Origin of the sequence: Delftia sp. JD2, assembly GCF_001682645.1 — a bacterium.
Taxonomy (GTDB): Bacteria; Pseudomonadota; Gammaproteobacteria; order Burkholderiales; family Burkholderiaceae_C; genus Comamonas; species Comamonas acidovorans.
Genome location: NZ_LFJT01000087.1, coordinates 1 through 20,473, shown reverse-complemented (window position 1 = coordinate 20,473; position 20,473 = coordinate 1). Strand labels below are relative to the sequence as shown.

8 protein-coding genes and 2 tRNA genes are annotated in these 20,473 nt (G+C 70.5%); all 10 read left to right on the top strand.

Annotated features, from left to right (window positions below; genetic code table 11):
- The first annotated feature begins 1 nt into the window (after nt 1).
- Nucleotides 2-77 (top strand) — tRNA-Glu (locus tag ACM14_RS28345).
- Nucleotides 78-121: 44 nt separating this feature from the next.
- Nucleotides 122-198: transfer RNA gene (locus tag ACM14_RS28340), tRNA-Asp, on the top strand.
- A 718-nt stretch (nt 199-916) separates the two neighbouring features.
- Nucleotides 917-1,441, top strand: coding sequence for a sigma-70 family RNA polymerase sigma factor (locus tag ACM14_RS28335; RefSeq protein WP_043824402.1), 525 nt, complete (start codon nt 917-919; stop codon nt 1,439-1,441).
- A gap of 151 nt (nt 1,442-1,592) precedes the next feature.
- On the top strand, nt 1,593-1,877 hold the full coding sequence (locus ACM14_RS28330; protein WP_065347997.1) for an MbtH family NRPS accessory protein: 285 nt from the start codon (nt 1,593-1,595) through the stop codon (nt 1,875-1,877).
- Nucleotides 1,878-1,882: 5 nt separating this feature from the next.
- Nucleotides 1,883-2,626 (top strand): thioesterase II family protein, encoded by a 744-nt coding sequence (locus ACM14_RS28325; protein WP_065347996.1) that lies wholly within the window; start codon nt 1,883-1,885, stop codon nt 2,624-2,626.
- Entirely contained in the window at nt 2,604-3,293 is a 690-nt protein-coding gene (locus tag ACM14_RS28320) for a 4'-phosphopantetheinyl transferase superfamily protein (RefSeq protein WP_065347995.1), read from the top strand. The genes ACM14_RS28325 and ACM14_RS28320 overlap by 23 nt, the downstream gene beginning before the upstream one ends.
- Nucleotides 3,290-4,279, top strand: a complete 990-nt coding sequence (locus ACM14_RS28315) for a TauD/TfdA family dioxygenase (protein ID WP_065347994.1) — start codon at nt 3,290-3,292, stop codon at nt 4,277-4,279. The genes ACM14_RS28320 and ACM14_RS28315 overlap by 4 nt, the downstream gene beginning before the upstream one ends.
- Nucleotides 4,280-4,299: 20 nt before the next feature.
- Nucleotides 4,300-9,660, top strand: a complete 5,361-nt coding sequence (locus ACM14_RS28310; RefSeq protein WP_065347993.1) for a non-ribosomal peptide synthetase — start codon at nt 4,300-4,302, stop codon at nt 9,658-9,660.
- The gene (locus ACM14_RS28305; RefSeq protein WP_065347992.1) at nt 9,660-14,411 is read left to right on the top strand and encodes a type I polyketide synthase; all 4,752 of its coding nucleotides are present in this window, start codon (nt 9,660-9,662) and stop codon (nt 14,409-14,411) included. The genes ACM14_RS28310 and ACM14_RS28305 overlap by 1 nt, the downstream gene beginning before the upstream one ends.
- A 10-nt stretch (nt 14,412-14,421) precedes the next feature.
- On the top strand, nt 14,422-20,473 hold a 6,052-nt coding region (locus tag ACM14_RS28300), incomplete at its 3' end, for a non-ribosomal peptide synthetase (protein ID WP_175403324.1).

Sequence of the window (20,473 nt, the reverse complement as noted above, 5' to 3'; positions counted from 1 at the left end):
TGACCCTATCGTCTAGAGGCCTAGGACATCACCCTTTCACGGTGAGTACCGGGGTTCGAATCCCCGTAGGGTCGCCAAGTTTGCAGCACTTGGCTCGAAAGAGCGCAAAAGCTGTCTGCCAGGAGTGGTAGTTCAGTTGGTTAGAATACCGGCCTGTCACGCCGGGGGTCGCGGGTTCGAGTCCCGTCCACTCCGCCAGATTCCTTGTGCAGACCCAGCGTTTGCACAGACAAGAAGCCACCGCAAGGTGGCTTTTTTTCGTCTGCAGGTTGCAGCAGCAGGCTGCGCTCCGTTCGCTTTTCCTGCCTGTGTACCCAGCCCTTCGGTGCCCCCCGCGCTGCGCTTGGGGTATCACCAGTCCGTCATGATCCAGGCCCATCATCCATGGCGAGGGAAAGCCATGGGGACGGGAATCCATAGGTACCGGCTGCCGATTTTCCAATGCCGATAGCCGTGTCTTCGTTTGCCTTGGCGGGACGTCTTCCAGACAGGTACGAGATGCCGATCCAGACCCGGTTTTGTCGCCGGAGCTGTTAATGCTTCTCATTTCATGTTCTGGAAAACGTTAAAGGAGCACCACTGCATGCCTTGGTCCCGGTTCAAGTTTCAGCACGTCTGCAAGGCCGCACAGCCCTTGCCGATCCTGTTCCAGGACGCATGGGCCCGGCGAGGTCGGCCGCCGCCATGAAGCCGCCATGAAGCCGGTATGAGGCCGATCTAAGGCCCGACTCCCCAAGTCACGCCGATGCGCATCGGCGTTCACTGATGCCCTGCGGTCAGCGGTTGTGCCGCCGCTTTCCGCCTGTGCCGAGCCCCGTTCCCGTCTTTTTGCACGGGCGGCACGCCGGCAGTCCATCGACCTGCGGTCGACATTTCCCCTTGACGTTCTTGCCTAGTTTGCGAGAGGAACTGCATCGTGTCCTTGAATCACACACATTCTTCGCTGGAAGAGGTTTTCATTGCTTCGCGTGGACAGTTGGTGAGGGTCGCGCGAAGAATTCTCAGGAATCCTGAACTGGCCGACGACGCCGTGCAGGACACCTATCTGCGCGTTGCCGAGATGCGCAGCGATGCCGAGATCGCCAAGCCCGCCGCCTATTGGACGCGCGCCGTCTGCAACATGGCGCTGGACTACCTGCGCCGCCAGGAGCGCGAGAACAGCTACCGCACCCACGGCGTGGATGTGGAGACGCTGGAGATACCGGACAGCCGCTCGCCCGAGCGCCTTTTGTTCGAGTCCCAGGCCATACGCCTGATCGACCAGGCCCTGGACGAGGTGCCGCCCAAGACCCGCGAGACCTTCGAGCTGTACCGCATCAAGGGCCTCACCCAGCGCCAGATCGCCGAGCACATGGAGTGTGCGCTGGGCCTGGTGAACGCCAGGATTGCCGACGCCTGCAAGGCCATCCATGTCCACCGCTCGCTGCTGGACCACCATTGAACGGTGCAGCCCGGCGCACGACCCGGAACCGGCGCGCACGCGGCGTGAACAGTTTCGGATTCGGAACGTCATGTTCAACAGAGGCGCAGTACCGGATCGCCGCGATCCGGTACTGGCCTCACCGATGTTCAACCGCATAAAGGACGCCTGCATGTCTACAAGCTGCTTCGACCGCGAAGACGAAACCTTCATCGTTCTGGTCAACCACGAGGAACAGTATTCCATCTGGCCGCACTGGAAGGCCGTGCCCGGCGGCTGGACCGCCGTGGAGGGCGTGAAGGGCGACAAGAAAACCGTGCTTGAGTACGTGGACGCCACCTGGACCGACATGCGGCCCAAGTCGCTGCGCGTGTGGATGCAGCAGCAGGAGCAGGCGGGTGCCGGCGCCGCGCTGCAAAGCGATACCGATACCGTGATCGAAACCGCAGCGGGCTGACGCGCATGCACGCGCCGCTGACCCTGCTGTGCCTGCCGTGCGCAGGCGCCAGCGCCACCATGTACCTGCGCTGGCGTAGGCTGCTGCCCCACTGGATCCGCATTGCGCCGGTGGAGCTGCCGGGGCGGGGCAGCCGGCTGGGCGAGCCTGCGGTCGAGGACTTCGGGCAGCTGGTATCGCTGCTGTGCGCCGAGCAGCGCCAGGCCATGCGCGGCCGCTTTGCGCTGCTGGGCCACAGCATGGGCGCGCTGCTGGCCTTCGGCATGGCGCGGCAATTGCGCGAGCAGGGCAGGGAGCTGCCGCTGGCCCTGGTTGCCTCGGGCAGCCCGGCACCGACCTGCCGCGATCCCGAGCGCTTTGCGGGCAAGGGCGACGATGCGGCGCTGATTGCCGATCTGCGCAGGCAGGGCGGCACGCCCGAAGAGGTGTTTGGCAGCCCCGAGCTCATGCGTATCACGCTGGATGTGCTGGGGTCCGACTACCGCGTCTGCGAGAGCTTCGGCCATGTGCCCGCTGCGGGCCTGCCGCTGCCGGTGCACGTCTTTGCGGGGCGGCAGGACGACATCGAGGCGCCCCGCGTCCAGGCCTGGTCGCAGGAGGCCGCTGGGGCCTTCACGCTGGACTGGTTCGAGGGCGGGCATTTCTTCATCAAGCAGCGCGAAGGCGATGTGCTTGCCGTGCTGGCGCAGCGCCTGGCCGGGTCCCAGTCACTCCAGGGAGAAATCCATGCAGCTCGTGTCCGTGCGTGAGGCCATGAGCCAGGGCATCGAGGTCTTCAGGCTGGACCTGGACCTGTCGGCCGAACTGAGCGACAGCCTGCCGCACCTGACCCCCGAGGAGCGCGGTCGCGCCGCGCGCTTCGTGCGGGCCGCCGACCGGCTGCGCTTCGCACAGACGCGCGCTGCCACGCGGCGGCTGCTGGGGCGCAGGCTGGGCTGCTGCCCGGCCGACGTGCCCCTGGCCATCGGCACGCACGGCAAGCCCTTCGTGGATGACGAACCGCACAGGGCGCCTGTGTTCAACGTCTCGCATTCGGGCGGGCATGCGCTGATCGCGCTGGCCGATCCCGGTGGCGTGCTGCACCTGGGCGTGGACATCGAGCAGCACAAGCCCGACCTCGATGCCGAGGTCATGCTCGACGCCGTCTGCACCGACCAGGAACGCGCCAGCGTGCGCCGTGCGCCTGATCGGCTGGCGGCCTTCTACCAGCGCTGGGTGGGCAAGGAAGCCGTGCTCAAGGCCATCGGCATCGGCGTGGCCGACCACCTGCGCTCCATAGGCATCAGCCCGGGAGGGGACGGACGGCTGGCCATCGCCTGCGCGGTCCCCGACTGGAATGGTTTTCAAGCGATGGCGCTGCCAGCGCCGCCGGGCTACGCGGCAGCTCTTGCGTGGCGCACCAAGGAATCGACATGAATGAAACCCTCCAGCGCTTCGAGCGCAAGGCCCCCGCGGGCTCGCTGCTTCCCCAGCTCATCACGCCCGCCCAGCCGGGCCAGGACCTGCTGGCCGCGCTGCCGCCGCTGCGCCGCGACATCGACGAGGCCCTGCTGACCACGGGCGGCGTGCTGCTGCGCGGCTTTGGCGTGCCCGATGTGGAGACCTTCCAGCGCTTTGCCTCGGCCTTCGGCCATCCGCTGCTCAAGTACGAGTTCGCCTCCACGCCGCGCAGCGCGGTCGAGGCCTCCAGCGGCGCGGGCGTCTACACCTCCACCGAATACCCGGCCCACCAGAGCATTCCGCTGCACAACGAGCAGGCCTACACGCGCGAATGGCCCATGAAGATCTGGTTCCACTGCGTCACCGCATCGCCCGAGGGCGGCGAGACGCCGATTGCCGACAGCCGTGCGGTCTACCGCCGCATTCCGGCGCGCATCCGCGAGCTGTTCGAGCCCGGGATTCTGTACGTGCGCAACTTCGGCGAGATGGACGTGCCCTGGCAGAAGGTCTTCAACACCGAAATCCGCGCCGAGGTCGAGGCCTTCTGCCGCCATGCGCGCATGGACTGGGAGTGGAAGGAAGACGACGGCCTGCGCACGCGCCAGCTCTGCCAGGCCATGGAGAGCCATCCCGTCACGGGCGAGATGGTCTGGTTCAACCAGGCCCACCTGTTCCACATTTCGGCGCGCGAGCCCGAGGAGCGCGAGGTGCTGGAGGAGGTCTACGGCATCGAGAACCTGCCGCGCAACACCTTCTTTGCCGACGGCTCCACCATCGGCGACGACATCTTCGCCGAGGTGCGCGCCGCGCTGGACGCCGAGACCGTCAGCTTCCCCTGGGAGCAGGGCGACGTGCTGATGCTGGACAACATGCTCGTGGCCCATGCCCGCTCGCCCTTCAAGGGGCCGCGCAAGGTCATCGTCGCCATGGCCGAGCCGCGCAGCAATCTGGACCGTTTCTGAGAACCCGGGAGGCAGCTGACATGCTGAGTGGACAAAGTGCAATCGCGGCAGCAGGCCAGGCGCCGGCCAGCCTGGTCGAGCATCTGAGGGGCCTGGCGCAGCAGCGGCCCGACGACATCTGGCTCACCGTGGCCGCCGTGCAGGACGGCCGCGTGGTCGAGCGCAGCCACAGCTATGGCGAGTTCGACCGCCGCGTGCGCGCGCTGGCTGCCCGGCTGCAGCAGCTGTGCCCCGTGGGCGCGCGCGCCCTGGTGATGATGGACAACGACGAGCACTACGCCGCCAGCATGCTGGCCTGCTTCTACGCGGGCGTGATCGCCGTGCCGGTGCCGCCGCTGGAATCGCTGCGCGTGCAGCATCTGGAGCGGCTGCTGGGCATCGTGGGCGACGCGGACGCGGCCTGCGTGATCAGCACGGCCGAAGTGATGCAGGCCCTGCCCGGCGCCGATGCGCGCTTTGCCGGCATTGCCGCCGTGGCCGCCGACCAGGTGGACCTGGCCGATGCCGACGCCTGGCGGCCCCATGCGCCGGCTGCCGACGACATCGCCTTCCTGCAATACACCTCGGGCTCCACCTCGGCGCCCAAGGGCGTGATGGTCAGCCACGGCAACCTCATCGCCAACGAGGCCGCCATCCAGCAGCGCATGGACATCGGCGCGGGCGACCGCTTCATGTCCTGGGCGCCGCTTTACCACGACATGGGCCTGATCGGCGGACTGCTGCAGCCGCTGTACAGCGGGCTGCCGCTGGTGCTGACCTCGCCGCGCCTCTTCCTGGAAAGCCCCGTGCGCTGGCTGGAGCTGATCTCGCGCCACCGCGCCACCATCAGCGGCGGCCCCGACTTCGCCTACCGCATGTGCCTGGAGCGCATCAAGCCGTCGCAGCTGGCGCAGCTGGACCTGTCGAGCTGGCGGCTGGCCTACACGGGCGCCGAGCCCGTGCGTGCCGACACCGTCACGGCCTTCGCGCAGCGCTTTGCCGCCTGCGGGCTGCGGCCCGACGCGGCCTATGCCTGCTACGGCCTGGCCGAAGCCACCCTGTTCATCACCGGCGGCAGTTGCGGCGCAGGCGCCACGATCACGTCCTTCGATACCGAGGCCCTGGCGCAGGGCCGGGCCGAGGAAAGCTCCGGCGCCTCGCAGACCACCCCGCTGGTGGGCTGCGGCCCCGCCGTTCCCGGCCATGCCGTGGCCATCGTCGATCCGCAGAGCCTGCAGGTGCTGGAGCCCGGCCGCGTGGGCGAGATCTGGGCGCACGGCCCCAGCATCAGCCAGGGCTACTGGGGCAAGCAGCAGCAAACGCAGCAGGCCTTTGTCGAGCATGCAGGCCGGCGCTGGCTGCGCACGGGCGACCTGGGCTTCGTGCACGGCGGGCAGGTCCATGTGGCGGGCCGCATCAAGGACCTGATCATCGTGCGCGGGCACAACCTCTACCCGCAGGACATCGAGCGCGTGGTCGAGGCCGAGGTCGAAGCCGTGCGCAAGGGGCGCGTGGCCGCGTTTGCGGTGGACATCGATGGCCGGGAAGGCATAGGCATTGCTGCCGAAGTCTCGTTCGGCATGCAAAAGATGGTGCCGGCCCAGGCCCTGGTCGATGCACTGAGCACCGCCGTGGGTGCGCAGTGCGGCGAGGCGCCCCGGGTGATCGTGCTGCTCAACCCCGGCGCCTTGCCCCGCACCTCCAGCGGCAAGCTGCAGCGCGCAGCCTGCCGCCAGGGCTGGTCCGCGCGCACGCTGGATGCCTGGGCCGTGTTCGAGTCGGGCCGCTTCGCGGACGGCGGCAGCCAGGCACCGCAGGAGGCGGGCGCGGCAGATCCCACCACAAGCACGCTGGCCGGCCTGTGGCGCGAGGTGCTCGGTGGCGATGCCCTGCACCAGCCGGCCGGCGAGGCCAATTTCTTCGCGCAAGGCGGCAACTCCCTGGCCGCCGTGCGGCTGGCCGCGCGCATCTGCCGGCAATGGTCCCTGGAGTATCCGGCCGGGCGGGTCTTCGAGCACCCGCGGCTGCGCGACCAGGCGCAGGACATCGACCGGCTGTGCCAACAGCGCCAGCCGGGCACGGCGCTGCAGCGCATTGCCCCGCTGGCCGAGGCCCGTCGCGCCATGCCCCTGCCGCTGACGCCGGCCCAGCAGCGCCAATGGTTTCTCTGGAAGATGGATACGCGCAGCACGGCCTACCACGTGCAGGGCGCCCTGCGCATCACCGGGCCGCTGGATGCAGGCGCCCTGCGTGTGGCCGTGCAGGGCCTGGCCGAACGGCACGGTTCGCTGCGCACGGTATTCAACGCCCGGCCCGATGGGGAGGTCGAGCAGCGCCTGGACCCCCAGGGCACGCTGGAGCTGCAGTGGCTGGATGCCGCGCAGGGCGACCCCGCGCAGCGCGAGGAGCACGCCGCCCAATGGCTTCAGGCGCTGTGCGCCCAGCCCTTTGATCTGCAGCAGGGGCCACTGGCCAGGGCTGCCCTGGTGCGGCTGCAGGCCCATGAGCACATCCTGGCGCTGGTGATGCACCACATCGTCTCCGACGGCGCCTCCATGCAGATCCTGCTGGACGATCTGGCGGCGCTGTATTCCGGCGCCCCGGACAGCGGCCCGGCGCTGCAGTATGTGGACTACGCCGTCTGGCAGCGGGAGCAGGCTCAACAGGCTCAGCAGGCCCACCAAGGTCAGCAGGCTTCGCTTGCCTACTGGCTGGAACGGTTGCAGGTGCCCCCAGGCGAGGCCCAGCCTGTGCTGGCCCTGCCTACCGACCATCCGCGCCAGGCGCTGGCCCGCTATCGGGCGGGACGGCATAGCTTCGAGCTGCCCGGCGCAACCTTGCAGGCGCTGCGCGCGCAGGCCCGCCAGCAGGCAGACACGCTCTTCACGCTGCTGCTGGCAGGATGGCAGGCGCTGCTGTACCGCTACACGGGGCAGGAGGACATCCGCGTCGGCGTGCCCGTGGCCAACCGCGCGCATGCCGACCTGCAGGGCGTGGTCGGCTTTTTCGTCAACACCCTGGTTTTGCGCAACCGCATCGACGGGCGCATGCGCCTGGCCGACGTGCTGCAGCAGGCCCGCGAGGCGGCGCAGGGCGCGCAGGCCCACCATGCGCTGCCGTTCGAGCAACTGGTGGAGGCGCTGCAGCCGCAGCGCAGCCTGGCGCGCAGCCCCTTGTTCCAGGTGCTGTTCAATCATCTGGTGGAGGACTGGCACGCGCTGCAGCAGGTGCCGGGCTGGACGGTGGCCGGCCAGCCGCTGGCGACTGCAGATGCGCAGTTCGAGCTGACCGTGGAACTGCGCGAGCGCTCCGAGGGCAGCCTGGGCATCAGCCTGGTCTATGCCCGCGAGCTGTTCGAGCCGGGCAGCATGCAGCGCCTGGCCGCCCACTATGCGGCCATGCTGGACGCACTGGCGCACCAGCCCCAATGTGCCGTGGACGAGGTGCCGCTGCTGGGTCCCGACGAACGCCAGCAACTGGGGGCCTGGAGCTGCAATGACCAGGTCCTGCACGGCGGCGACATCGTGCACCGCCGCTTCGAGCAGCAGGTGGCGCGCAGCCCCGGTGCCCCGGCCCTGTGCATGGGCGAGGCCACGCTGGGCTACGCCGAGCTCAATGCGCGCGCCAACCGGCTGGCGCATCACCTGATCGCATCGGGCGTGCGGCCCGGCGTGCCGGTGGGCATTGCCATGGAGCGCTCCATCGAGATGGTCGTGGGGCTGCTGGCCATCATGAAGGCCGGCGCCGCCTATGTGCCCATCGACCCCGAGCACCCGGCCGACCGCATCGCCTACATGCTGGAGGACAGCGGCGTGTCCCTGGTGCTGGTGCAGCCGCAGGTGCGTGGCCGCCTGCCGGCCAACTGCAGTGCCCGACTGGTCGATGTGCCGGGCCTGGCGTCCCGGCTGCAGGACATGCCGGCCCACAACCCGGCCGTTGCCCTGCATGGCGACAGCCTGGTCTATGTGATCTACACGTCGGGTTCGACCGGGCGTCCCAAGGGCGCGGCCAACCGCCACCGTTCGCTGTGCAATCGCCTGGCGTGGGGGCAGGTGCACCAGCCGCTGGGTCCGGGCGACACGGTGCTGCAGAAAACGCCGTTCGGCTTCGACATCTCCTTCTGGGAATTCTTCTGGCCGCTGACCACCGGCGCATGCCTGGCGCTGGCCGCCCCCGGCGACCACCGCGATCCCCGGCGCCTGGCCGAGCTGGTAGCGCGCCACCAGGTCAGCACCATCCACTTCGTGCCGTCCATGCTGCAGGCCTTCATGGCGCACCCGGCGGCCGCCACCTGCCAGGGGCTGCAGCGCATCATCTGCAGCGGCGAGGCCCTGTCCGCCGAATTGCAGGCGGCCGTGCTGCAGGCCTTCCCCGGCACCCGCCTGCTCAATCTCTACGGCCCCACGGAGGCGGCCATCGAGGTCACCTGGTGGGATTGCCGGGACGAGGGTGCGCTGTCCGTGCCCATAGGCCGCCCCGTGGCCGGGCTGCGTACCCATGTGCTGGATGCCGCGCTCAACGAGGTGCCACGCGGCGTGGCCGGCGAGCTGTATCTGGGCGGTGTGGGCCTGGCGCGCGGCTACTGGCGGCGCCCGGGCCTGAGCGCCGAGCGCTTTGTCGCCGACCCCGCCAGCCGCACGGGCGAGCGCCTGTACCGCACGGGCGACCTGGTGCGCTGGCGCAGCGACGGCCAGATCGACTACCTGGGCCGCGTGGACCACCAGGTGAAGATCCGCGGCTTTCGCATCGAGCTGGCCGAGGTGGAGGCGCAACTGCTGGCCCACCCCGCCGTGCGCGAGGCCGTGGTGGTCGCCCGCCAGGCGGCCGACGGCGCGCGGCTGGCCGCCTTTGTCTCGGTGCAGCAGGGGCAGACCCTGGACATGGCCGCGCTGCGCAGCGCGCTGGCCGCGGCCCTGCCCGACTACATGCTGCCCTCGTCCATCACCGTGCTGGATGCCTTGCCCCTGAACGCCAATGGCAAGGTGGACCGCAAGGCGCTGCCCGAGGCGCCCACCCTGCCGGCCCTGGAGCACCAGGCCTACGAGCCGCCCGAGGGCGGCGTGGCCGCGACGATTGCCGCCCTCTGGGCCCAGGTGCTGGGCGTGGAGCGCATAGGCGCCAGCGACAACTTCTTCGACCTGGGCGGGCATTCGCTGCAGCTCATCCGCGTACATGGCCTGCTGGAGTCGCGGCTGGGCCGGGAGCTGTCCCTGGTCGATCTCTTCAAGCACCCCACGGTGTCGGCCCTGGCGCGGCGCATCGAGCAGGGCGCAGATGGCGAGGGCGAGGGCGACGGCGACGGCGCCGCGCAGGCGGCCGCCGCCCGGGACGGCATGGACGCGGCGCAGCGCCGCCGCGAGGCGCTGCTGCAGCGCAAGCGCCACATCGAAAGGACCCTCTGATGTCTTCTTCCTCCGAAACCACCGGCCTGGAGATCGCCGTCATCGGCATGGCCGGGCGCTTTCCGGGCGCCGACGACATCGACAGCTTCTGGGCCAACATCCGTGACGGCGTCGAGTCCGTGAAGCGCTACAGCGACGATGAGCTGCGCGCCCTGGGCGTGCCCCAGGCCCTGCTGGACGATGCCGGCTACGTGAAGGCCGGCGTGCCGCTGGCCGGCATGGACCTCTTCGATGCCGACTTCTTCGGCTACACCCCGCGCGATGCCGAGCAGCTGGACCCGCAGCACCGCCTTTTCCTGGAATGCGCGTGGCAGGCGCTGGAGCATGCGGGCTACGAGGGCCGGCGCCATCCCGGCGCCATCGGCGTGTATGCGGGCACGGGCGCCAGCGTCTACCTGATGCGCCATCTGCTGCCCCGCCATGCGCCGGGCCCTGGCGCCCAGGTCGCCGACCTGCTGGGCCTGATGAGCGGCAACATGGCTGATGCCCTGGCCACGCGCGTGGCCTACAAGCTGGACCTGCGCGGCCCGGCCGTCACCGTACAGACGGCCTGCTCGACCTCGCTGATGGCCGTGCACACCGCCTGCCAGGCGTTGCTGGGCCATGAATGCGCCATGGCGCTGGCCGGGGGCGTCTCGCTCAACCTGCTGCAAAACGGCGGCTACCGCTACCAGGCCGGCGCCATCTTCTCGCCGGACGGGCATTGCCGAGCCTTCGATGCCCAGGCCGCAGGCACGCTGCAGGGCAGCGGCGCGGGCATTGTGGTGCTCAAGCGCCTGGACGATGCGCTGCGCGACGGCGACACCATCCACGCCGTCATCCTGGCCAGCGCCGCCAACAACGATGGCGCAGACAAGGTGGGCTTCACGGCGCCCGGCGTCAACGGCCAGGCCGCCGTGGTGCGCGCGGCGCAGGCCCTGGCGGGCGTGCCGGCCGACACCATCGGCTATGTGGAAGCCCATGGCACGGGCACGGCGCTGGGCGACCCCATCGAGATCGCGGCGCTGACCCAGGCCTTTCGCGCCAGCACGCAGCGCAGGGGCTACTGCGCCATCGGCTCGGTGAAGACCAATATCGGCCATCTCGATGCGGCAGCCGGTGTCACGGGCCTGATCAAGGCGGTGCTCTCGCTGCGGCATGCCACCTTGCCGCCCAGCCTGCATTTCGAGCGGCCGCATCCGCAGATCGACTTCGAGCGCAGTCCCTTCCATGTCAACACCGTGGCCAAGCCCTGGCCCCAGGCGGCCACACCGCGCCGCGCGGGCGTGAGCGCCTTCGGCATTGGCGGCACCAATGTCCATGTGGTGCTGCAGGAGGCTGCTGCCGCCCCTGCCACCTCTGCCACTCCTTCCAGTGCACCGGCGGATGCAGCCCGGGGCTGGCAGGTGCTGCCGCTGTCGGCACGCAGCCCCCGTGCGCTGGATGAAGCGGCGCGCCGCCTGGCTGCCCATCTGCAGCAGGCCGGCAGCGGCCTGTCGCTGGACGATGTGGCCCACACCCTGCAGCAGGGCCGCCGCGCCTTCGGCCATCGCCGTGCCGTGGTGGCCGACGGCATGGGCATGGCGGTGGAGGGCCTGCACCTTGCCGCTGCTACTGCTGCTGCTGCTGCTGCTGCTGCTGCTGCGCCGGCAGGCCAGACCACCGAGGTGCCGGCACAGCCGCCCGGCGTGGTCTTTCTTTTCCCCGGCGGGGGCGTGCAGCACGCCAACATGGGCCTGGACCTGTACCGCGACGGCGGTGTGTTCCGGCAGGAGGTGGACCGCTGCTGCGAGCTGCTGCAGGCCGAAACAGGCTGGGACCTGCGCCAGTGGCTGTTCCCCGCCCCGGGTGAAGAGGTGGAGGCCGACGCGGCGCTGTCCGCCATGGACAAGGCCCAGCCGGCCCTGTTCGTGATCGGCTACGCGCTGGCCCGGATGTGGATGGCACGCGGCGTGCAGCCCGTGTCCATGCTGGGCCACAGCCTGGGCGAGTATGTGGCGGCCTGCCTGGCCGGCGTGTTCGAGCTGCCGCATGCCCTGCGCATCGTCGCGGCGCGCGGCCGCCTGCTGCAGTCGCTGCCGCAGGGCGCCATGACCTCGGTGCCCCTGGCCGAGGCCGAGCTGCAATCCCTGCTGGATTTGGGCTGTGACCTGGGTGCCGTCAATGGCGAACGCCTGTGCGTGCTGTCCGGCCCGCTGGCCGCCATCGAGGCGGCCGAAGAGGTGCTGCGCTCGCGCGACATCACCGCGCGCCGGCTGCACATTGCCGTGGCCTCGCACTCGGCCATGACCGAGCCCCTGCTGGTGCAGCTGGAGCAGGTGGTGGCCAGCGTGCCCCGGCATGCGCCGCGCCTGGCCTTCATCTCCAGCGTGACCGGCAGGCCCATCACGGCCGAGCAGGCCATGAGCCCCGCCTACTGGGCCCGCCACCTGCGCCATACCGTGCGCTTTGCGGACGGGCTGGAGGAGCTTGTGCGAGAGCCGGGCCGCGTGCTGCTGGAGGTGGGGCCCGGCCAGGCCCTTACCGCCCTGGCTCGCCAGCATGCGCGCGCCGCCACGGCGGCCGGCATCTGGCCCAGCCAGGCCCATCCCCAGCAGACCGCACGCAGCGCGCAGCTGCTGGCGCAGGCCGTAGCCGGACTGTGGTGCGCGGGCGTGGACATCGACTGGACTGCCTGCCGGGGCGGGCGGCCAGGCCGGCGCGTGCCGCTGCCGACCTATGCCTTCCAGCGCCGCTCCTTCTGGGTGCAGGCGGCGGGGCAGGGTGGCGATGCACCGAAAGCGGCAGGCACGGCAGGTCCCTCGGATCCCTCGGCGACCGCCGGTCCGTTCTACGCAGCCGCTTGGCAGCGCAGTCCCTTGCAGTTGGCGGCAGGCACCGCCGCAGCCGCAGCCCAGGTGGCCCTGGTGTTTGGCGACGGCAGTGCCACGGCCGAGGCCCTGGTGCAAGCATTGCGCGCGCACGGCACCGATGTGGTCTGCGTGGAAGCGGGCGCCGCCCCCGCCTGCCTGGCCCCGGGCCGGCATGCCGTGCGCCCCGGCGAGCGCCGCGATTGCGAGGACTTGCTCGATGCGGTGCAGGTGCAGTTCGGCACCGTGGACGCCATCTACCACCTGTGGGCCATGGATGCGGCCGCCCCTGCGCCGCTGGAGCGCGGCTTTCACAGCGTGCTGGCCCTGGCGCAGGCGCTGGAGGCCCGCGCGCACGGTGCTGGAGGCCCGCGCACACGGCGGCTGCTGCTGGTGGCCGCAGGCGGTTCGGAAGATGTGACCGGGCTGGAAGCGCTGAACCCCGAGATGGCCGCCGTCTTTCCGCTGTGCAAGGCGATAGGGCAGGAATGCCCGTCCATCGACTGCCGTTTCGTCGATGTGGTGCAGGCTGGTTCGCCCGCAATGCAGGCCCGGCTGGCGCGCCAGCTGCTGGACGAAGCCCGCGCGCCGCATGGGCTGCGGGCGGCCGACACGGCCATCGCCCTGCGCGGTGCCCACCGCTGGCGCAAGACCTACGAGCCCCTGCAGTGGCAGGACGCCGCAGCGCCGCGCTTGCGCAGGCAGGGCGTGTACCTGATCACGGGCGGCCTGGGCGGCGTGGGCCTGGCGCTGGCCCGGCATCTGGCCGCGCACTGGCAGGCACGCCTGGTGCTGGTGGGCCGCACGGCGCTGCCTGCGCGCAGCCAATGGGAGGCGCTGGCCGCCGATGACGGGCAGCCGCGCACCCTGCGCCAGCAACTGCTGCAGTTGCTGGCCCTGGAGGCCGAGGGCGCCCAGGTGCTGACCCTGGCGGCCGATGTGGCCGACGCCGCGCAGATGCAGGCGGCGCTGGCGCAGGCGCACCAGCGCTTTGGCGCGCTGCATGGCGTGGTCCACGCCGCAGGCCATGCCGACAGCGGCATGCTGGCCACCCGCACGCGGGACGGCGTGGAGCGCACGTTCGCCCCCAAGCTGCGCGGCACCCGGCTGCTGCTGGACCTGCTGGGCACGCAGGGCACGCAGGACATGCAGGACATGCAGGACATGCAGGACATGCAGGACATGCAGGACATGCAGGCGCCGGACTTCGTGCTGCTGTGCTCGTCCATCTCCAGCCTCACCGCAGGCCTGGGCAAGAGCGACTACGCCGCCGCCAATGCCTGCATGGATGCATTGGCGGCACTGGCCAGCCGCCAGCGCGCCTGGCCCGTCATCTCCGTGGACTGGGACGCCTGGCGTGACCTGGGCATGGCCGCCGGCATGCGCATTCCCGAGGGAATAGGCTGGAGCGGCGCAGAAGCGGCAGCGGTGTTCGAGCGCATCGTCAACGGCGATGTGCCGCACCAGGTGGTCATCTCCACCACCGACCTGCAGCAGCGCCTGGGCGAGATCGATGCCGGGCTGGTGGATGCGCTGGCAGAACCTGCCGCCGAAGCCTTCGCCGAACCTGCCAACGGATCGCAGGCCCGTGGCGGCCATCCGCGCCCGGCGCTGCAGACCGCCTACGTTGCGGCCGAAGGCGAACTGCAGCAGGCCCTGGCCGCGCTGTGGACCGACATGCTGGGCATTGCCCCGGTGGGCGTGCACGACAACCTGTTCGAGCTGGGCGGCGACTCGCTGCTGGCCCTGCAGATCCTGGGCCGCGTGAAAAAGCGCTTTGGTGTCGAGCTGCACCCTGCGGCCTTCTTCAAGGCCCCCACCGTCGGCGAGCTGGCCGTGCTGGTGGAGACCCGGCTGATCGAGGAGATCGAGGCCACCGTTACCGATGAAGGCGATGCCCTTGCCGCCTTCGCATCTGCGTGAGAAGACCACCATGTCCCTGAACGATCTCGATTCCCGCAAGTCCCGCCTGTCCGATGCGCAGCGTGCCGCACTGGCCCTGAGGCTCCGGGGCGTATCCGGTGCACCCGCTGCATCTGACGCAGGTGGTGCAGGTGGCCTGCCGGACGGCGACACCCGCAACACGGCCCATACCATCACCCGCTGCGACCGCACGCTGGCCATTGCCCTGTCCCCCGCGCAGCGCAGCCTCTGGCTCACCTGGCGGCTGGAGCCCGCCAGCCCCGCCTACAACATGGTGGGATCGCTGTCGCTCAAGGGGCCGCTGGATGCGCTGGCGCTGGAGCAGGCGCTGCAGGCCCTGGCCGAGCGCCACGAGATCCTGCGCACCTGCTATCCGGCCGGCGAGGACGGCGAGCCCCGGCAGTCCATCCAGCCCGCCGCGCCCGTGCCCCTGCGCCATGTCGATCTGGGCGCATGGACGGACGGCGATCCGCAGGCCGAGGCGCAGCGCCAGGTGCTGCTGCTGGCCCGCCAGCCCTTTGCGCTGGACACGGAAACGCCATTGCGCGCCGTCCTGTGCCGGCTGGGCGCGCAGGAGCATGTGTTGGGCCTGTCGCTGCACCACATTGCGGGCGATGGCTGGTCCAACGGCATCGTGGTCGAGGAGCTGTTCCACCTGTACGAGGCCCTGCGCACGCAGCAGCCATCGCGCCTGCCGGCCATGGCCCTGCAGTTCGCCGACTATGCCGTCTGGCAGCGCCGCTGGTTCGATGCCGGTGAGCGCGAGCGGCAGCTGGCCTACTGGCGCGCCCGGCTGGGCACCGAGCATGAGGCCTTGGCCCTGCCGATGAAGCAGGCCAGGGCGGCCGTGCAGGAGGCACAGGAGCAGCGCCTGGAGTTCACGCTCCCCGCTGCACTGGCCACCCGCGTGCGTGCCCTGGGCCGCGCGCATGGCGCCTCGCTGTTCATGGTGATGCTGGCCCTGCTCAAGCTGGTGCTGTACCGCTTCAGCGGCACGCGCGAGCTGCGCGTGGGCACGCCGGTGGCCAACCGCCAGAAGGCCGAGACGCATGGGCTGATCGGCTACTTCCTGAACCTGCTGGTGCTGCGCACGCACATCGATCCCGCGCAGGACTTCGGCGCGCTGCTGGCGCAGGTGCGCGAGGCGGTGCTGGGCGCGCAGGCCCACCAGGACCTGCCGTTCCACCTGCTGGTCGAGGCGCTGCAGCCGGCCCGCCAGCCGGGCGTTCACCCGCTGTTCCAGGTCAAGTGCACCCAGCAGGAGGATGCCTCGGCCGCGCGCCACATCGCCGGCCTGGAGATCGCCATGCAGGCCGTCTCCAGCGGCCAGGCGCATTTCGACCTCAGCCTGGACTTCACCGACCGGCAGGACGGCATCGACTGCGTGCTGATCTACGCCCATGAACTGTTCGACGAAGCCGTGGTGCGTGACATGGCCGCCGCATTCCAGGATCTTGCGCGGCAGGTCACCGGTGTCATGGGCGAGAAGCCGCCCAGGCTGGGCGAGCTGTCGCTGCCAGGCCGCGTGTCCGAGTCTGCAGGCCCGGTGCAGGCCTTTGGCGCCGACAGCGTGCTGCAGCTGTGGTCGCGCGCCGTGCAGGCCCATCCCGATGGCACGGCGGTCAGGGACGCGGGCTCGGCCCTGGACTACGCGCAGCTGGACTGGCAGTCCGACCAGCTGGCCCGGACCCTGGTGGCGCGCGGCGTGGGGGCCGATGTGCGCGTGGCCCTGCATGCCGAGCGCAGCTGCGCCTTTGTGCTGGGCCTGCTCGCCGTGCTCAAGGCCGGTGGCACCTATGTGCCCCTGGACCCCGGCCTGCCGGCGCAGCGGCTGGCCTGGCAGCTGCGCGACAGCGGCGCGGTGCTGATGCTCTGCCAGCAGGCGCCCGCCTGGGACGCGGGCGTTCCCCTGCTGAGCCTGGACCTGAATGCCTGCCAGGAGCCGTGCATTGCGGGGCAGGCGCCGCCGGCCGCGCCGCCGCATTCCGCACAGGGCGCCTATGTGATCTACACCTCGGGCTCGACCGGGCAGCCCAAGGGCGTGGTCGTCAGCCACGGCGCGCTGGCCCACTATGTGCAGGCCGTGCTGCAGCGGCTGGACCTGCCCGATGCGGCGCGCAGCATGGCCATGGTCTCGACCGTGGCGGCGGACCTGGGGCACACCGTGCTGTTCGGCGCGCTGTGCTCGGGGCGCGCGCTGCATCTGATGGCGCCCGAACTGGCCTTCGACCCCGACGGCTTCGCGCGCTACATGGCGGAGCACCGCGTGGACGTGCTCAAGATCGTGCCCAGCCATCTGCAGGGGCTGCTGAATGCCGGCATGCCCGCTGACGTGCTGCCTGCCAGCCGCCTGGTGCTGGGCGGCGAAGCCACGCGCTGGCCGCTGATCGACCGCATCGCCGTGCTCAGGCCAGGCTGCCGCGTGCTCAACCATTACGGCCCCACCGAAACCACGGTGGGCATCCTCACCCAGGAGGCGGGCGAGGCGCTGCGCGGCGGCGAAAGCCTGCCCGTGGGCAGGCCGCTGGCCAATAGCCGCGCCCTGGTGCTGGATGCCGACCTGCAGCCCGTGCCCCTGGGCGCCAGTGGCGAGCTGTACCTGGGCGGGCCGGGCCTGGCGCGCGGCTACCAGGCCCGGCCCGGGCAGACGGCAGAGCGCTTCGTGGCCAGCCCGTTCCAGCCGGGCGAGCGCCTGTACCGCACGGGCGACCGCGTGACCATGCTGGCCGATGGCAGCCTGCAGTTCCTGGGCCGCATGGACGACCAGGTGAAGGTGCGAGGCTACCGCGTGGAGCTGCGTGAGGTGGCGCTGGCGCTGCAGGCCGTGCCCGGCGTGGCCCAGGCCGAAGTCGTGGCACGGCTGGACGGGGAGGGCGGCGGGGACGGGCGCATGCAGCTGCATGCCTATGCCGTGCCCCAGGCCGGCGTGCCCGCCGACAGGCCGGGGTGGGCCGCCGCGCTGGCGCAGGCGCTGCCCGAGTACATGGTGCCCGCCAGCATCACCGTGCTGGAGGGCATGCCCCTGACGGCCAACGGCAAGATCGACCGCAAGGCCCTGCCCGTGCCGGAGCAGGCGGCCGTCGATCTTTTCGAGGCGCCCCAAGGCGAGGCCGAGCAGGCGCTGGCCGCCGTCTGGGCCGACCTCTTCGGCCTGGAGCGCGCGGGCCGGCATGACGACTTCTTCGCGCTGGGCGGGGACTCCATCCTCGCGCTCAAGCTGGTGGCGCGCGCCCGCAAGCGCGGCGTCAAGCTCACGCCCAAGCAGCTGTTCACGGGCAAGACGCCAGCGGGTGTGGCACGGCTGGTGGAGGGGCCGGTTGCCAGCGCCGAGCAGACCGAAGGCGCGGCGCCCCTGCCCAGGGCCGACCGCAGTGGCCCGCTGCCGCTGTCCTTTGCGCAATTGCGCCAGTGGTTCCTGTGGCAGCTGGAGCCGGCCGGTACGGCTTATCACATCAGTGGGGCGCTGCGTCTGCTGGGCACGCTCGACGTGCTGGCGCTGCAGCAAAGCTTCGACGCGCTGGTGGCGCGCCACGAGTCGCTGCGCACGGTGTTCCGCATGGGCGGGGACGGGCAGGTGGTGCAGTTGATCGCCGCACAGGGCGGTGTGCGGGTCGAGCAAACGGATCTGTCCGAACTCCCCGCTGCGCAGCGCCAGGAGCAACTGCACCAGGCGGCGGCTGCCGTGCACCGCCAGCCCTTCGACCTGCAGGCCGGGCCGCTGCTGCGCGTGGGCCTGATCCGGGAGTCGGCCGAGGCGCATCTGCTGGTCGTGGCCATGCACCACATCGTCTCCGACGGCTGGTCCATGCAGATCATCGTGGATGAATTCGTGCAGCAGTACCGCGCACGGTGCCAGGGACAGGTGCCGCAGGCCGCACCCCTGCCGCTGCAGTACGCCGACTACGCGGCCTGGCAGCGCCAGTGGCTGGAGGCCGGCGAGCGGCAGCGGCAACTGGCCTACTGGCGCGCCCAGCTGGGCGACACGCATCCCGTGCTGCAACTGCCCACCGACCACCCGCGCCGGCCCGGCGCGGACCATGTGGCCGCCAGCCATGGCCTGCAGCTGCCGGCCGAACTGGTCGTCAGCCTGCGCCGCCGCGCCCAGGCGCAGGACGCAACGCTGTTCGTGCTGCTGCTGGCGGGTCTGCAGGCCGTGCTGCACCGCTACACGGGCCAGGAAGACATTCGCGTGGGCGTGCCCATTGCCAACCGCCACCGGGTGGAAACACAGGGCACGGTGGGCTTTTTCGTGAACACCCAGGTTCTGCGCGCCACGCTGGACGGGCGCATGGGCCTGGCGCAACTGCTGGACCAGGCCCGGCAGGCCGCCCAGGGCGCGCAGGCCCACCAGGACCTGCCCTTCGAGCAACTGGTCGAGGCGCTGCAGCCCGAACGCAACGCCGGCACCCAGCCGCTGTTCCAGGTGCTGTTCAACCACCAGCGCCAGGACCGCAGCGCGCTGCAGCAACTGCCTGGGCTGGAGCTGCAGGAATATGCGCTGCAGGGGCAGGGCGCCCAGTTCGAGCTGACCGTGGACACCATCGAGGATGCGCAGGGCCGCCTGCACCTGCGCCTGACCTATGCCCGCGAATTGTTCGAGGCCGCCACCATCGGCGCGCTGGCCGGCCACTATGTGGCCATGCTGCAGGCGCTGGCCGATGATCCGGCCCGCAAGGTGGGCGAGGTCGCCTTGCTGGGCGCGGCCGAACTGCACAGGCAGCAGGCATGGGGCCGCGCCGCCGGCCTGCCTGCCGACCGGCCGGCCGCAGCGCAGACGCTGCACGGCCGCTTCGCCAGCCAGGCATTGGCGCGAGCCGGGGCGCAGGCGCTGTCCTTCGAGCACCACGTTCTCGGCTACGCCGAACTCGACGCCAGGGCCAACCGCCTGGCTCACCGCCTGATCGCCCTGGGCGTGCGGCCGGAGACCCGCGTGGGCATTGCCATGCAGCGCTCGGTGGAGATGGTGGCCGGCCTGCTGGCCATCCTCAAGGCCGGTGGCGCCTATGTGCCGCTGGACCCGGACTACCCTGCCGATCGTCTGGCGCACATGGTCGAGGACAGTGGCATTGCCCTGGTGCTGACGCAGGCTGCTGTTCGCGAGCGCATTCCCGGCGCTGCTGCGCTGCAGGTGCTGGAGATCGACACGCTGGACCTGTCGGGCGAACCCGATACCGATCCGCAGGTCGATGTGAACCCGGACAGCCTGGCCTATGTGATCTACACCTCGGGCTCCACGGGCCGCCCCAAGGGCGCACAACTGAGCCACCGCAACGTGGCACGGCTGCTGGATGCCACCGATGCCTGGTTCGGCTTCGGCCCGGACGATGTCTGGACCCTGTTCCACTCCTACGCCTTCGACTTCTCGGTCTGGGAGATCTTCGGCGCCCTGTGCACGGGCGGCAGGCTGGTGGTGGTGCCGTACTGGGTCAGCCGCTCGCCCCAGGACTTCCTGGCTTTGCTGCGTGCCGAGCGCGTAACGGTTCTCAATCAAACGCCTTCGGCCTTCGGGCAGCTGGTCCATGCCGTGGAGCAGTATGAAGAAGGCGGCGCTGGCCTGGCGCTGCGCCATGTGGTCTTTGGCGGCGAGGCGCTGGAGCCCAAGAGCCTGCGGCCCTGGTTCGACCTCTTTGGTTACGAGCAGGGCCCCAAGCTCATCAACATGTACGGCATCACCGAGACCACGGTGCATGTGACGTACCGGGAGATCACACGGAAGGATCTGGAGGGCGGACGCAGCCCGGTGGGCGTGGCGATACCCGACCTGGGCCTGTACGTGCTCGATGGCAGCCTGAACCTGCTGCCTCAGGGCGTGGCCGGGGAGCTGTTTGTGGCGGGTGAGGGCCTGGCGCGCGGCTACCTGAATCGCGCTGGCCTGAGCGCCGAGCGCTTCATCGCCAATCCCTTCACACAGGCAGGCGATCGCCTGTACCGCACGGGCGACCTGGTGCGCTGGAACGCGCAGGGCGAACTCGAATACCTGGGCCGTACCGACCAGCAGGTCAAGATCCGGGGCTTCCGCATCGAGCTGGGCGAGGTGCAGTCGCAGCTGCTGGCCCAGCCTG